The organism is Klebsiella pasteurii, from assembly GCF_018139045.1.
GTDB lineage: Bacteria > Pseudomonadota > Gammaproteobacteria > Enterobacterales > Enterobacteriaceae > Klebsiella > Klebsiella grimontii.
The window spans coordinates 2,939,237-2,953,621 of the sequence record NZ_CP073236.1 but is presented as its reverse complement, the minus strand read 5'-3'; the positions used below and the strand labels follow the sequence as shown (position 1 = coordinate 2,953,621).

General features: G+C 54.1%; 13 protein-coding genes. 6 read left to right on the top strand and 7 right to left on the bottom strand.

The genetic code is table 11. The annotated features are described in order from the left end of the window. Positions 1-4 precede the first annotated feature (4 nt). Genes KCG39_RS13800 through KCG39_RS13790 form a run of 3 tightly spaced genes read left to right on the top strand, consistent with a single transcriptional unit; the run spans position 5 to position 4,142 of the window. The gene (locus KCG39_RS13800) at positions 5-2,491 is read left to right on the top strand and encodes a fimbria/pilus outer membrane usher protein (RefSeq protein WP_004124712.1); all 2,487 of its coding nucleotides are present in this window, start codon (positions 5-7) and stop codon (positions 2,489-2,491) included. Then, the gene (locus tag KCG39_RS13795) at positions 2,482-3,477 is read left to right on the top strand and encodes a fimbrial protein (RefSeq protein ID WP_004124708.1); all 996 of its coding nucleotides are present in this window, start codon (positions 2,482-2,484) and stop codon (positions 3,475-3,477) included. Before KCG39_RS13800 ends, KCG39_RS13795 begins: the two co-directional genes overlap by 10 nt. A 14-nt stretch (positions 3,478-3,491) precedes the next feature. Then, a complete protein-coding gene (locus KCG39_RS13790) occupies positions 3,492-4,142 on the top strand; it encodes a fimbrial protein (protein ID WP_142468466.1) in 651 nt (216 codons plus the stop codon). Between the two features lie 57 nt (positions 4,143-4,199). Here KCG39_RS13790 and mrkJ read toward each other — a convergent pair whose 3' ends face one another. From mrkJ to KCG39_RS13760, 6 genes are all read right to left on the bottom strand, one after another. Beyond that, positions 4,200-4,916: a cyclic-di-GMP phosphodiesterase MrkJ gene (gene mrkJ / locus KCG39_RS13785; RefSeq protein WP_004124691.1), complete on the bottom strand. Its 717-nt coding sequence runs from the start codon at positions 4,914-4,916 to the stop codon at positions 4,200-4,202. Between the two features lie 137 nt (positions 4,917-5,053). After that, positions 5,054-5,638, bottom strand: coding sequence for a helix-turn-helix transcriptional regulator (locus KCG39_RS13780; RefSeq protein WP_004124688.1), 585 nt, complete (start codon positions 5,636-5,638; stop codon positions 5,054-5,056). Positions 5,639-5,642: 4 nt separating this feature from the next. Then, the gene (locus KCG39_RS13775; protein WP_004124685.1) at positions 5,643-6,344 is read right to left on the bottom strand and encodes a flagellar brake protein; all 702 of its coding nucleotides are present in this window, start codon (positions 6,342-6,344) and stop codon (positions 5,643-5,645) included. A 388-nt stretch (positions 6,345-6,732) separates the two neighbouring features. Further along, positions 6,733-7,605 carry an aldo/keto reductase family oxidoreductase gene (locus KCG39_RS13770; protein ID WP_004124682.1) on the bottom strand — a complete coding sequence of 291 codons (873 nt, stop codon included), beginning with the start codon at positions 7,603-7,605 and terminating at the stop codon, positions 6,733-6,735. A 116-nt stretch (positions 7,606-7,721) separates the two neighbouring features. Next, positions 7,722-8,951: an amino acid permease gene (locus KCG39_RS13765; RefSeq protein WP_004124679.1), complete on the bottom strand. Its 1,230-nt coding sequence runs from the start codon at positions 8,949-8,951 to the stop codon at positions 7,722-7,724. A gap of 110 nt (positions 8,952-9,061) precedes the next feature. Next, on the bottom strand, positions 9,062-9,550 hold the full coding sequence (locus KCG39_RS13760; RefSeq protein WP_004124676.1) for a multidrug/biocide efflux PACE transporter: 489 nt from the start codon (positions 9,548-9,550) through the stop codon (positions 9,062-9,064). Positions 9,551-9,646: 96 nt separating this feature from the next. Between KCG39_RS13760 and KCG39_RS13755 the strand changes: the two genes are divergently transcribed. From KCG39_RS13755 to KCG39_RS13745, 3 genes are all read left to right on the top strand, one after another. Next, positions 9,647-10,519: a LysR family transcriptional regulator gene (locus tag KCG39_RS13755; RefSeq protein WP_004124673.1), complete on the top strand. Its 873-nt coding sequence runs from the start codon at positions 9,647-9,649 to the stop codon at positions 10,517-10,519. Positions 10,520-10,649: 130 nt separating this feature from the next. After that, a complete protein-coding gene (locus tag KCG39_RS13750) occupies positions 10,650-11,825 on the top strand; it encodes an acetyl-CoA C-acetyltransferase (RefSeq protein ID WP_004124670.1) in 1,176 nt (391 codons plus the stop codon). A gap of 243 nt (positions 11,826-12,068) precedes the next feature. Then, positions 12,069-12,764 carry a porin gene (locus KCG39_RS13745; RefSeq protein WP_004124666.1) on the top strand — a complete coding sequence of 232 codons (696 nt, stop codon included), beginning with the start codon at positions 12,069-12,071 and terminating at the stop codon, positions 12,762-12,764. A 217-nt stretch (positions 12,765-12,981) separates the two neighbouring features. On the opposite strand, the gene KCG39_RS13740 is transcribed toward KCG39_RS13745, so the two are convergent. Then, complete coding sequence (locus tag KCG39_RS13740; protein WP_004124664.1) at positions 12,982-14,157, bottom strand: oligogalacturonate lyase family protein; 1,176 nt, start codon at positions 14,155-14,157, stop codon at positions 12,982-12,984. Positions 14,158-14,385: the final 228 nt, after the last annotated feature.

Sequence of the window (14,385 nt, the reverse complement as noted above, 5' to 3'; positions counted from 1 at the left end):
GATCATGAAGCAGAGGTCAATCTGCCCGGGAAGATTAAGCACGGCTATCGCGGTTGCGCTGTGCTGCTTTCCGCCATTTTCCAGCGGACAGGAAAACCCGGGAACGATCTATCAATTTAACGATGGTTTTATCGTCGGCAGTCGCGAAAAGGTCGACCTGTCGCGTTTCTCGACCAGCGCGATTAGCGAAGGCGTCTATTCCCTTGATGTGTATACCAACGGCGAGTGGAAAGGGCGCTACGATCTGAAAATCACCGCCGATAAAGATGGCAAAATGGGCATCTGCTACACCAAAGCGATGCTGATGCAATATGGGATCTCGCCGGAAAAGTTTAACCCGCAGCTCAGCGAAAAAGAGGGCTTCTGCGGACGCCTACAGGAGTGGCGCAACGAGGCCAACGTCAAAGACACGCTGATTCAGTCCTCCCTGAGACTGGATATTGCCGTACCGCAAATCTACGAAGATCAGCGCCTGAAAAACTTTGTCAGCCCGGAATTCTGGGATAAAGGCGTTGCGGCGCTGAATTTAGGCTGGATGGCCAACGCCTGGAACAGCCATATCTCCTCGGCCAACGGCTCCGATAACAGTAGCGCGTATCTTGGCGTTAACGCGGGTCTGTCGTGGGATGGCTGGTTGCTCAAGCATATCGGTAACCTGAACTGGCAGCAGCAGCAGGGGAAAGCGCACTGGAACAGCAACCAGACCTACCTGCAGCGGCCTATCCCGCAGATTAATTCGATAGTCAGCGGCGGGCAGATTTTTACCAACGGCGAGTTCTTTGACACCATCGGCCTGCGCGGGATCAATCTGGCGACCGATGACAATATGTTCCCGGACGGCATGCGCTCCTACGCCCCTGAAATTCGCGGCGTGGCGCAAAGCAACGCCCTGGTGACGGTGCGCCAGGGCAGCAATATTATCTATCAGACCACGGTGCCGCCGGGGCCGTTTACCCTGCAGGATGTATATCCTTCCGGCTACGGTAGCGACCTTGAAGTGTCGGTTAAAGAGGCCGATGGCTCGGTCGAGGTATTCAGCGTGCCTTACGCCTCGGTGGCGCAGCTGCTGCGTCCAGGGATGACCCGCTATGCGCTCTCTGCCGGTAAAGTCGACGATAGTTCGCTGCGTAATAAACCGATGCTCTACCAGGGAACCTGGCAGCACGGTATCAATAACCTGTTCACCGGCTATACCGGCGTCACCGGATTTGATGACTATCAGGCGTTCCTGCTGGGGACCGGGATGAACACCGGCATCGGCGCGCTGTCATTCGACGTTACCCATTCGCGGCTGAAGAGCGAGACCCTCGACGAGCACGGCCAGAGCTATCGCGCCACCTTTAACCGCATGTTTACCGAAACCCAGACCAGCATCGTGCTGGCGGCGTATCGCTACTCCACCAAAGGCTACTACAACCTGAACGACGCTCTGTACGCCGTCGATCAGGAGAAGAACTACAGCAGCAACTACACCGTATGGCGGCAGAAAAACGGCATGACGTTTACCGTCAACCAGAACCTGCCGGACGGCTGGGGCGGCTTTTACCTGAGCGGTCGGGTAGCGGATTACTGGAACCGTTCGGGGACGGAAAAGCAGTATCAGTTTAGTTACAACAACATGTACGGTCGGCTCTCGTGGTCGGTCAGCGCCCAGCGCGTCTATACCCCGGATAGTTCCGGCCACCGCCGCGACGATCGCGTTTCTCTCAACTTTAGCTACCCGCTGTGGTTCGGTGAAAACCGCACCGCTAACCTGACATCGAATACCGCGTTTAACAATTCGCGTTTCGCCAGCTCGCAGATTGGCGTCAACGGTTCGCTGGATAGCGAAAACAACCTTAACTACGGCGTGTCGACGACCACCGCCACTGGCGGCCAGCACGATGTGGCGCTGAACGGCAGTTACCGTACCCCGTGGACGACGCTGAACGGCAGCTATAGCCAGGGCGAAGGCTATCGCCAGAGCGGCGTGGGCGCCAGCGGGACGCTAATCGCGCATCAGCACGGCGTCGTATTCTCGCCGGAAACCGGCACCACTATGGCGCTGATCGAAGCGAAAGATGCCGCGGGCGCGATGTTGCCCGGTTCGCCGGGGACCCGTATCGATAGCAACGGCTACGCCATTCTGCCGTATCTGCGGCCTTACCGGATTAACGCCGTTGAGATTGACCCGAAAGGCAGCAACGACGATGTCGCCTTCGGCAGTACCGTGGCGCAGGTTGTGCCGTGGGAAGGTAGCGTGGTCAAGGTCTCCTTCGATACCACGCTGCAGAACAACATCACTCTGCGGGCGCGCCAGGCAAACGGCCTGCCGCTACCGTTCGCCGCGACAATTTACACCCCTTCCGGGAAAGAGATCGGCGTGGTGGGGCAGGGCAGCATGATGTTTATCAGCGACGCCAGCGCGCCGAAGGCCACGGTTAAGTGGAGCGGCGGACAGTGCTCGGTGGAATTAAGTCAGGAAAAAACAAAGGAAACGCTATGTCGCTAATGAAAAAACTGACGCTTTTTATTGGCTTAATGGCGATGGGGACTACGTCGGCGTGGGCGTACTGTACGCGCCTGTCGCAGCCGACGGTAAGCCTCGACATGGTAGTGGGCCGGGTGGTGGTTCCACCGGATCTGCCGGTAGGGTCGGTGATCGTTTCCCGCGACTGGACAATGTCGGCGCCGGGCGGGGCCAGCTATAGCTGTAGCAGCGGCACTAACCGCTTTGTGGCCAAAATCGTCGCCCCCGGGGCGACCGATCTGGGCAATAAAATTTATTCCACCAACGTGCCAGGTATCGGCCTGCGGTTTAGCCGCGGCGGGGCGACGGTCAATATCATCTATCCTGACACTTTCTCCAGCTACGTTAGCAGGACCACAAACTATTCGCTGGAGGGTTCCCGCTTTACGCTGGAGGTGATTAAAACCGCGAGCGTGACCGGCAGCGGTACCCTGGCGGCAGGTAAGTACACCTCTTATGACTGGGAGAACGGCAATAACCCGATCCTCGAAACCCGTCTGAGCGCCAACGCCATCACCGTGGTATCGCCCTCATGTACCATCCTGAGCGGCAAAAACATGAACGTCGATGTCGGCACCATCAAGCGCAGCGATCTCAATGGCGTCGGCACCACCGCGGGCGGGAAGGATTTTAATATTGAGCTGCAGTGCAGCGGCGGGCTAAGCGAGTCGGGATACGCCAATATCCAGACCTCTTTCTCCGGCACGTTGGCCACTGGCACCACGGTGAGCCGGGGCGCGCTGCTGAACGAAAAATCCGGCTCCTCGCTGGCGAAAGGGATTGGTATCCAGGTCCTCAAAGAGGGCGTACCGCTGGAATTCAACAAGAAATACAGCGTGGGTACGCTGCGCACGCAAGAAACGCGATACATCACCCTGCCTCTGCACGCGCGTTTCTATCAATATGCGCCGACCACCAGTACCGGTGAGGTGGAGTCGCACATGATCTTTAACCTGACGTACGATTAATTCGGGAGGCGGGTATGCGTGATTCAGCACAATTGAAAAATAGCAAACGACTCATTCAGCTGGCCCTGATAAGCGGGATGCTGATTGCCTCACCGGCGTCGGCTTTTGAGACCAACTACGATCGGGGACGGGTGGATTTTGCCGGACGGGTCACCGATATTTCATGCAGCGTGGCCCTAAACGGCGGCAACAACGCCGGGAGCGGCAGCGTCTGGCTGGCGCCGGTCAGCCTGGCGGAAGTCCACGAGCGCGGCGCCGGGGCATTTATGAAACCGCAGCCCTTCACGCTGGAGCTGTCGAACTGCCAGCTGCGGCACGACGGCGGCGCGGCGGATAAAAACGAGATCCGCCTGGTTAACGTGCGCTGGGTTGACGGATTTACGGTCAATGCGGTCAGCAATGAGAATGCTGGTTATCTGAGGAATACGCGGGCGGACGGCGCCAGCCATATTTTCCTCGCGCTGTCGACCAATGACAATAATACGCTGGATAGAAGCAATAAAATTGTTCCCGCCGACCCCTTACAAAACCGGGTACCGCTGGTAGAAAAAGCGGTGGATGGCGGCGTATTTACCTATTACATTGGCTACGTTACGCCAGCGCCGGAAAAAGCAACCAGCGGTCCGTTGACCAGCTGGGCGACCTGGGAACTTGTTTACAATTGAAGGGTTGATGGCCTTGCGCAAATGTTACAATTGATGCCGGAATCATCCGGCATTTATTTAAACGGTGAGATCTTCTTTGACCAGCTGTTCAATGCTGACTTCCTTCCAGTAGTGTCCCTGAATAGCAAACCACTCCATTCCCTGTAACCACGCCTTATGCGCTTCGCTTTCTACGCCTTCAATAATCACATTATGGTGATTGCGGGTAAGGAAGGTGACCAGTGCATCCATTAACGGCCGGCCGGAATCTTTTTGCATTAAAAGCCAGAAGAAGTCTTTATCGATTTTGACATAATCGAAATGATAGTCGCGAATGGCGCTAATACCGGCGTTGCCAGAACCGAAATCATCGAGCCAGAGCGTGGTGCTTTGCGGGTTGCTCCAGGTAGCGAGCGCCTTATTTAATAATTTATTTGAGTTCTCGGTAACTTCAAAATGGACGCAGCCGATATGGTTGACGAGCGCTTTAATCTCCGGACGTAGCAATACGTTAAGTATATGGTCATCAACGTTGATCGTCGCCGAGATGCCATTTTGCTTAAACCACTGTTTATGTTTTTCAATGAGCGCCAGCTGTTCCATAAAAATGCTTTCACGTAATCCGGTATTGGCGTAGCGAAAGAAGTATTCCGGCGATATGGACATGCGGTCAAAGCGGCTCAGGCACTCCACGGCGACGAGCGTACCTTCTGGGGAAAACATTTTTTGAAAGACATAACGAACGGATATATCGCTACGTGATAAATTATGATCAGAAAAAAGAGTCGCGTTCATTATCTCTCGTCAAAATAAGGTCAGAGGTAAAGAGAGGTGGATATTATAGGTGACCTTTCTGCCGATGGGAATGATTATTAATGGCTTGTTGCCAATAAATTATCGGCTTTTGATTGGTCACCCACATATTTTTAGTTTCAACACTGATACATATTGACTATGCTTTTGTTCATTATCCGCGAACTATTCATTCCTAGTTTTTTCATAATATGTACCTTATGACTGTGAACCGTTTTATGATCAATGTCGAGAAGCACCGCTATCCTTTTATTGTTATTGCAGGCAATAATTAACTCCAGCACCTGAAGCTCCCTGGCGGTGAGCTTTCTGCGGGTACATAGACCCTGGCAGCCCTCGGCGGTTAAGGGCCTGCTGAGGATGGCTGAGTACGCTGACAAAGAGGATTTTTCTGTAAGAATCAATAGGTTTTCCAGATCAAGCAGTTCCCGGTACAGGCTGGAGAGCTCGCTTTTGACTATCAGAACCAGCATGGCGCAATGCGCGAGGCGATTGCGCAAAGTGTTCAGTAAGTCAACCGTTGTGGCCGCTGAGATATCTTTATGGATGATATTGATAATAACGGTCGCTGTCGGGGAAGCGCAGACTCCTTTCACGATATCCTGAAAGTTCAGGGTCGTGATGTCCGTGGCGTGATCGATCAAGTAATCATGAACTGATTGTCCGATGATATTATCATCGGTGTAAAGCAATATACTGTCCAATGGTTCAGACTCTCTTTTTTCTCTTGGCTTCCATAATCAAGTCGAGCAGCACTTTCTCTATTCTCTTCTTGTTATCAAGATGACGAAATTTGAACTGGCAAGAAATTTGGTAGTAGCTATCCGACTTTTCGTTATCATCTAAAGTCACCATGACAACGTTTTTTATAACTAAATCTACGGTAACTTCGCCATATTCAGCGAGGGCCAGTATGGCGTTCTTAAGGATGGCGTTATGGCTGAGGAATTTCAGATTGGGACTCTTGGTCATCAGCGCACAACCGCCATCCGAAATGTCTTTGATTTCGAATAGATAATTTTCTCCATTTTTATGCCGACCGTGACAGAAGAATTCGTGCTCGTGGCGCAAACGGAATCGGGGATCGCGCCGACGTTGTACCACCTGGATACATTCCGGCAAGGTAAAAGCGACCTTGTGGCATTTTCCTTCGCCGCTGGCGTAGCTTTTCTTTAGCGTGGAGCAAAACTCGATTTTTCCTGAATCGCTATGCAGAATAAATTTAACTTTATGCCCGGTGGGGATTTTGCTGGTGGTTAAGATATGAAACTCGGCAAAATCCACCCGCGTTAGCTGGGTAATAGTGCTTTTGTTATTAACAAAAACTTCTATCTCCGCCTGCTTTCGGAGCTCTTCCCTGAAAATAGCAATGATTTCATACTTACTGGTCTTTATCGTTCCCTCTGTCATGTGCAATCCTTGTAAATTGTTATTGTGTGTGGTTGATTTTTTATATAGCAATGCAAACATTCTGATTGTGTTAACCAGATGTTTTTATGAGCGTTTGATGTTGTTAGCTATCTTTGCAGCTAAATTGATTTGTATAAACTTTGAATGAGATATTGTTTTTCCTGTAATCAAGACTCCGAAATTTTTGGTGAGACAAAAACGACAGAAGCCTCCAATTAGGAGGCCAGTCGGAAAAGTATAAAGCTATGCTTTGCATAGGGTTATCCGTAAGAGAATAAAGCAGATAACCCCTAATTTGTAGGATGTATAGTGCCAGCGGCGTTAAGGTAATTCCAGGCAAATATTGAGATGAAGGCTTCTGCGAATATTCATCCGCAGAAGCCTGAAATCAGGCGTGGGGTTCCAGATTATCGAGAATGGTTAGCGCTTCAGGCGGAAGCGTTAATTGCGCGGCGGCGAGATTTTCATGCAGATGCGCTAGCGAAGAGGTACCCGGAATGAGCAGAATATTCGGCGAGCGCTGAAGCAGCCATGCCAGCGCCACCTGCATCGGGGTCGCGTCCAGCGAAGCGGCGACATCGTTAAGCTCCCGGGCCTGTAGCGGCGTAAAGCCGCCGAGCGGGAAAAAGGGCACCCAGGCGATATGCTGCGCCGCCAGTTCGTCGATAAGCGGGTCATCCTGACGGTTCGCCACGTTGTACTGGTTCTGAACGCAGACGATGGGCGTCATTTTTTGCGCATCGCTCACCTGTCTGGCGGTAACGTTGCTCAGCCCGATATGGCGAATCAACCCGCGTTCTTTAAGCTCCAGCAGGGTGGTTAAGGGCTCCTCCAGCGAACCTTCTACCGGACCGTGAGTGCCGAGCATACTGCGCAGATTCACCACCTCAAGCACGTCGAGACCCAGATTGCGCAGATTATCTTCCACCGCCTGAGTGAGCTCCGCGGGAGACATCGCGGGGAGCCAGTTGCCTTTTTCATCGCGGCGAGCGCTGACTTTGGTCACGATGCACAGATCGTCGGAATAGGGATGTAGCGCCTGGCGAATGAGCTGATTCGTGACGTGCGGGCCATAAAAATCGGAGGTATCGATATGATTGACGCCCGACTCGACCGCTTCCTGCAGTACGCGGATAGCGGTTTGCGGATCTTTTGGCGGCCCAAAGACGCCGGGCCCCGCAAGCTGCATCGCCCCGTATCCCAGACGATAAACCTGACGATCGCCTAACGTCGCGGTACCGGATAATTTTACGCTGGACATATAAACCCCTGCTCTAATGGTATGCAAAGGATCAGTGTATGTCCGTCAGGGAGATTGGGGGGATGAGAATGTTGGCAGAACGTGCGGCGAGCAAGAAACTCGCCGCAGAGCAAGGATCAGCTAAAAAACATCACTGATACGCAGAGCAAACCGACAACCAGGGTAATGAAGTTACCCACCGAGCGGTAGGGCTTCAGCGCCGGAATAAGGTACGTGGAGAGGGTCGGCATGATGAACAGGATCATCGCAATAAGCGGGCCGCTAATGGCGTAAATCATTGAAATAGCGTTGGGATTGATAAAGCACACCACGAAGGTCAGCGTCGATACCAGCAGGATCGACATCGCCCGGTTGAACGCGCGGCTCTTGCGAATACCCGCCTGAGCGAGAGACGTTTTGACGATTTCGCTGGCCCCTTCAATCACGCCAAAATAGGTACCCAGGAACGATTTCGACATCGCCACCACCGCCACAATAATCCCGGTGACCGCCAGCCACGCCGGTGACCCCGGCATCATCGACAGGGCGGAAAGAATGGTGACCCCTTGATTGCGCGCGGTTTCGATATAGCCCGCTGGTATCGACAGCAGGCAGCTGAAGACGAAAAACAGCACGCTGGCGCAGATGAGGGTGTAGGCCACCTTCATGATTTTTTTGCATTTACCCATGGCCAGCTCGCCGTATTTTTCCTGCTGATCGATAGCAAAAGTCGAGATGATTGGCGTATGGCTAAAAGCGAAAACCATCACGGGAATGGAGATCCAGATTTGGTGGAACGTGTGCGGGGTCAGCTGCATCTGGCTGGTCAGGTAAGCCGGCTGCCAGCTACCCATTAAATAGATGGAGAGGAACAGGAAACAGGCGATCAGCGGGAAGACTAAAAAGCCCATCACCTTAATGGTGACGTGGCGGCCCATTAAAAAGATCAGATTCAGCACCAGCACAACGGCCAGGCTGAGCAGCGCCCGTACCTGGGAGGTGATGGGGACATGTCGGGATAGCTGCTCCGCGAGCGAGTTAGTAATGGCGACCGCGTAGATCAGCACGACCACGAAAAAGGCGAGGAAATAGAGGCCGGTAATCAGGTTGCCGATCTTTTTACCGTAGTAGTGGTTAACGGCGCCGGTAATCCCCTCGCCCGGGGCGATGTTGGCGGAGAGAATAAACTGGCTCAGCGCTTTATGCGGCCAGTAGGTCAACGGCCAGGCGACCAGCGCGGTGATGAAAAGAACAATGGCGCCCGCGGATCCCAGTTGGATCGGCAAGAATAACGTGCCAGCGCCTACAGCAGTGCCATATAAGGCGAAACTCCAGAGAGTTTCTTCTTTAGACCAAATTTTAGACATTATGCGACTTTATCAACCAGAAAACGAACAAAAAGGAGTGCAATTTATCACATTTATGAATGGGCTGCGGCGATAGTTTCTGGCTAATAAGTGAAGCGGCGGAGCGCCCGTCAATCGATCGGGCGATCCGTGCAGGATGAGCGGCGAGCGGCGATTCGCTGCAGGCGAACCTTCATCACGCGCTCGCGCAGCGTATCCCAGGCCCAGTTGAAGGCCATGGTGTAGGGCAGGAAGAACAGCATGAAGCCGATTTCCAGCATAAACGCCTGCATCAGCGAGACGCCCAGCACCAGCGCGACCATGGTGACGCCAATAAGAATAAAGCCTGACTCAAAGCCGATCGCGTGCAGCGCGCGGACCCGCAGGTTGCGGACGACACGGGAAACCGGCCACAGGCGGTCAAACAGGGCGTTATAGATAATGTTCCAGACCATCGCCAGCGTCGCGAGCAGGATACTGAGCCCGCCCATTTCGACTACCGAACGCTGCATTAGCCATGCGGCGGTCGGGGCGAGGATCAGCGTCGCCAGACCTTCAAAGCTGATAGCGTGAATGACCCGTTCCGTCAGCGTTTTGCGCTGGGCGTTAACTTGTTGCATGGCTTGTTGCCTCCGGACTTTATAAGAAATTACCCGGCATTTTATGGATAAATATGATAAACAAAAGATAGTATCCATCGATAAAGTAGATAGTTCATGCGCTATTCTCCCGAAGCTTTAACCGCTTTTGTCGAATCCGTGGCCTGCGGTTCGTTCTCTGGCGCGGCGCGGCGGCTGCGTAAAAGCCAGTCCACCATCAGTACCGCAATCGCCAATCTGGAGGCCGATCTTGGCGTCACGCTGTTCGATCGCACCTCCAGGCAACCGACGCTGACGCCGCAGGGCGAACAGGTGTTGAGTTATGTGAAAGCGATTCTGGCGGCCAGCGACAGGCTGGATGAACTGGCCATTTCGCTGTCTGGCAACACCGAAGCGCGCCTGACCTTTGTGCTCTCCGATACGCTGCATCCCGATGTGCTTGAAGATCTGCTGGCGCAGTTCGATCGCCGTTTTCCGCATACCGAATTTGAGTGCCTGATTGGCGAAGATGACGATGTTATCGATCTGCTGCAAAAAGAGCGGGCGCAGGTGGGGCTGATTGAGGCCAGGGACAGCTATCCGACAGAGATAGGCAGTATCCGCCTGCCGATGCAAACCGAAATGGCTATCTTCGTGGCGCCCCGGCATCCGCTGGCGGCCCAGGGGAGAGTCACCCGTGACGAGCTGTTCAGCTGGCGCGAGCTGCGCCTGAGCACCTATCTGGACAATTCGGCGGAACCGGCGCGCGGTCTGGTCTGGTCGGCGCCAAACTATCTGCTGCTGTTCAGCATGGCGGCTCAGGGGCTGGGGTGGTGTATTTTACCCAGCGCGCTGGTGGAGGAGTTTGCCGGGAGCGGAAGCCTGGTGGCGCTGGATATTGCCGGCTGGCCGCGGATGATCTCTACCGATTTGCTGTGGAATAAAAAAGCGCCGCCGGGCGAAGCCGGAAGCTGGTTGCGTCAGCATCTGCAGGGGCATGGGCGCAAATAGGGGCCATTTATGCCATCGTCGACGATCTTTGTGATTTCCCTCACTTTTTTTAAACAATTGCGAAATTTTTTGATAACAATTCACTACTATGATGCTGTTTCTTTGCGCAGAGGCGGAGCAGAGGTAGAGGATGAAAGATGTCGTAATCGTCGGCGCGTTGCGAACGCCAATCGGCTGTTTTCAGGGCACGCTATCGCGTCATTCTGCGGTGGAGCTGGGCAGCGTTGTGGTAAAGGCGTTAGTGGAGCGCAGCGGCGTCGATCCGCAGAGTATTGATGAGGTGATCCTCGGCCAGGTTCTGACGGCAGGAACCGGACAGAATCCGGCACGTCAGTCGGCGATACGTGGCGGGCTGCCTAATACTGTTTCTGCCATTACCATCAACGACGTCTGCGGTTCCGGGCTGAAGGCACTGCACCTGGCAACCCAGGCGATTCAGTGCGGCGAAGCGGACGTGGTGATCGCCGGAGGGCAGGAGAATATGAGCCGCGCCCCGCATGTGCTGACCGATAGCCGGACCGGCGCGCAGCTGGGTAACAGCCAGCTTATCGACAGCCTGGTCCATGATGGCCTGTGGGATGCGTTTAATGACTACCATATGGGCGTGACGGCGGAGAACCTGGCGCGCGAGTACGGTATTAGCCGTGAATTGCAGGACGCGTGGGCGCTTAGCTCGCAGCACAAAGCGCGGCGAGCGATTGACTCCGGCCGCTTTCGCGATGAAATCGTTCCGGTGACCAGCGAACTCAACGGTATTCCGCGGCTGGTGGATACCGATGAGCAGCCGCGCGTTGACCCCAGCGCTGAAGCGCTGGCCAGTCTGCTGCCGACTTTTGACCAGCAGGGCTCGGTCACCGCGGGCAACGCGTCGAGCATTAACGACGGCGCGGCGGCGGTGATGATGATGAGCGAGACTAAAGCCGAGGCGCTGGGGCTGCCGATACTGGCGCGGATCCGCGCCTTTGCCAGCGTTGGCGTCGATCCGGCGCTAATGGGCATCGCCCCGGTCCATGCTACCCGCCGCTGCCTTGAGCGAGCGGGCTGGAAGCTGGATGAAGTCGATCTGATTGAAGCCAACGAAGCCTTTGCCGCCCAGGCCATTTCGGTGGGTAGGGTGCTGGAATGGGACGAGCGGCGGGTGAACGTCAACGGCGGCGCTATTGCGCTGGGCCATCCGATCGGCGCTTCCGGCTGCCGGATCCTGGTTTCCCTGGTGCATGAAATGATCAAACGCGACGCCCGTAAAGGGCTTGCCACGCTGTGTATCGGCGGCGGTCAGGGCGTGGCGCTGGCGGTGGAACGTTAATAAGTCTTTTCTAATATGCGTTAACTGAGCCTCCCTGTGGAGGCTTTTTTTTTCTTCCCACCAGGCGTTTCCCTCCAAAAAACTCCTTTTTGACGCGCGATTTTGGTGAGCGTTGTCACGTCTTTTTGTGCCACCTTTTTTGAAACAAATATTTACGATCGCGATCACTAAAACATTATTGCCTAAAAAATAAAATACGGTTTTATAAAAACGAAACGATATTTTAATTATGAGGGGTAATTTATGTTCGCAAGATCTCTGGCCCTTGCTGCACTCTGTGGCATGTCCTTCGCGGCTTCAGCTGTCACGGTAGATTTACGTCACGAATTCATTGATGGCGGGAAAACGGATAAGAGTAACGCCGACCGCGTTTCCGTCTCCCACCGTTTCGCTAACGGCTTCGGCTTCTCCGTTGAGGCGAAGTGGAAATCGGGCGGCGAGAACACCAGCCAGCCTTATTCCGATTTCGTCGGCAATGGTCATGAAGAGAGCATTAGCTGGCAGTGGAAAGCGGACAAGAACTTCTCGGTTACGCCGGGGTTCAATATTGAAAGTAACGATAGCCGCTCGATCTACAAGCCAAACCTGCGCGTGCAGTACAGCTTTGATAATGGCTTCTACGTTGCTGCCCGCTATCGTTATGACTATACCCGCTACCCGGCGAATGCAGGGAAAGACGATGACAAAGTTAACCGTGGCGATGCGTGGGCCGGTTACGTCTTCGGCGACTGGCGTACGGAGCTGAACTACGTTTACGCGCGCAGTAGCGAAGGAGTTAAGCGCAACGACAACAAACCGTACTCGCAGGAGTACAACCTCAAGGTTGCCTATAAGCTGGATAAAAACTGGGCGCCGTACGGCGAGCTCGGCAACGTCGGCGTCAACGATCGCAGCGACCGCCAGACCCGCTTCCGCGTAGGTGTCGCCTACTCGTTCTAAATTAAAAAATGTCTTCATCGTTTACCCCGGAGCGGTCAGCCGGGGTTTTCTGTTGGTATGAATCCCTCTTCCCGGAGGCGGCGCAGCGCGCCCCAGCTGCACGTCATGTAGCCCGGATAAGCGCAGCGCAATCCGGGGCAAACGTCGGGCATAAAAAAGCCCTCCGAAAGGAGGGCAAGGCCAGTTACAGAAACACTAACTCAAACAGTGGCTAACGCTATGCCTTCAGCATCTCAGGCTGCGGCGGCAGCTTCGCGATATAAACGGCAGGTTTGCCGTCTTTATCGGAGCTGAACAAAATGGCGCTATCGTCCGGCGTAAAGGACGGGTGCGGGTGGGTCACCTGGCGACTATTGGCCACCGTTGCCCAGGAGGTATCGTGCCGCGCGACGCGGAAATAGGCCTGCTTCGCGACATCGAAAGCGTACAGATACGGGTCGTTATCAATGGTGTAGCCGCTGGTGTCTTTGACGTCCACCGGGGTGCCGGAGCCATCGCCAACCAGCATCGTGCCGTCAAAGTTACTCATCAGATGCGAGCAGGCAGGCATCTGCATCACTGCTTCATTGACGCCGGTATCCGGGTTGAAACTATAAATTGTTCGACCCTGCTGGCCCTTCAGATAAGAGACGTACACCAGCGCGGAGCCGTTCGGAACCCAGAATTCGTGAGTGCAGCTTTCGCCTTCCGCATGCGCTTTAACTTTACGTACGTTGCTGCCGTCTTCATTCACCATCCACATCCGCGCATCGACCAGGTCGTGCGGGCCTTCATGGCAGAAGGCGACGGTATTGTCATCGAACGGACGATAAATCGGATGGCCTAGCCATTTCTTCTCTTCGTGGATCACGCTGCTTTCGCCGGTTTGCAGGTCGACGCGCAGCAGGCGGCAGCGGGGGCCTTTGTGAAAGAAATCGTGGAAAATCTGCCAGTCGTTAAGCGGCGTCCAGTCGCTTTTGGCAATCTCAATGCCAACCAGTTTGGTGCAATCGCTGTTGGCCACCCAGGTGCCGTAGCCAACCCAGTCATCGGCAACGCGATAAACTTCGCGCTCTTGCAGCGTCGTGAGGTTAACTTCCAGCAGCGTCCGGTCGTTCTTCACGTAATAAAGGGATTTATCATCCGGGGAAAGGAAACCGCCAAATGTGTTATCACCAGCGCCTTCCGTTAGCTGCACCGCCTCGGCTTTTGCGAGGTCCAGCAGATAGTAGTTCCAGTTACCGTCGAACTCGCCGGCGAACAGCAAATGGCTGCCATCGTTAAAAAAACACTTCTGATAGAAATAGTTACGATGACAGGTCACTTCTGGTGGGGTTAAACGGGTGATCTCCGCGCCGGTGTCCGGATCGCGGCTGACGTCATAATTCAGTTTAACCCGCATGCCTTTAGCCATGATGTACTCCTTTTCCTTCCTGAGATGTCGCCCGCCTGCGTTGACCGGCCAGTGGAAGTAGATTTAAAAGATGGGTGTTAATTTATCAAAACATCGTTTCATTATTTGTGATGGCGGACGCAATTCGCAACAACTTCTTGCTGCAGATCGCGTTTTTTTGCTTTACGTGCGGCAGGTATCCCGGCGGTCTTTGTTTTCTTGTCGATTTTTTTCGATCCCTGGTCTTTT

Excerpts from the sequence above, each read along its gene's own strand:
- KCG39_RS13775 (WP_004124685.1), bottom strand. The coding sequence starts at position 6,344 with ATGACAGAGGGAACGATAAAGACCAGTAAGTATGAAATCATTGCTATT.
- KCG39_RS13800 (WP_004124712.1), top strand. The coding sequence starts at position 5 with ATGAAGCAGAGGTCAATCTGCCCGGGAAGATTAAGCACGGCTATCGCG.
- KCG39_RS13770 (WP_004124682.1), bottom strand. The coding sequence starts at position 7,605 with ATGTCCAGCGTAAAATTATCCGGTACCGCGACGTTAGGCGATCGTCAG.
- KCG39_RS13745 (WP_004124666.1), top strand. The coding sequence starts at position 12,069 with ATGTTCGCAAGATCTCTGGCCCTTGCTGCACTCTGTGGCATGTCCTTC.
- KCG39_RS13750 (WP_004124670.1), top strand. The coding sequence starts at position 10,650 with ATGAAAGATGTCGTAATCGTCGGCGCGTTGCGAACGCCAATCGGCTGT.
- KCG39_RS13755 (WP_004124673.1), top strand. The coding sequence starts at position 9,647 with ATGCGCTATTCTCCCGAAGCTTTAACCGCTTTTGTCGAATCCGTGGCC.
- KCG39_RS13790 (WP_142468466.1), top strand. The coding sequence starts at position 3,492 with ATGCGTGATTCAGCACAATTGAAAAATAGCAAACGACTCATTCAGCTG.
- KCG39_RS13765 (WP_004124679.1), bottom strand. The coding sequence starts at position 8,951 with ATGTCTAAAATTTGGTCTAAAGAAGAAACTCTCTGGAGTTTCGCCTTA.
- mrkJ (WP_004124691.1), bottom strand. The coding sequence starts at position 4,916 with ATGAACGCGACTCTTTTTTCTGATCATAATTTATCACGTAGCGATATA.
- KCG39_RS13760 (WP_004124676.1), bottom strand. The coding sequence starts at position 9,550 with ATGCAACAAGTTAACGCCCAGCGCAAAACGCTGACGGAACGGGTCATT.
- KCG39_RS13740 (WP_004124664.1), bottom strand. The coding sequence starts at position 14,157 with ATGGCTAAAGGCATGCGGGTTAAACTGAATTATGACGTCAGCCGCGAT.
- KCG39_RS13795 (WP_004124708.1), top strand. The coding sequence starts at position 2,482 with ATGTCGCTAATGAAAAAACTGACGCTTTTTATTGGCTTAATGGCGATG.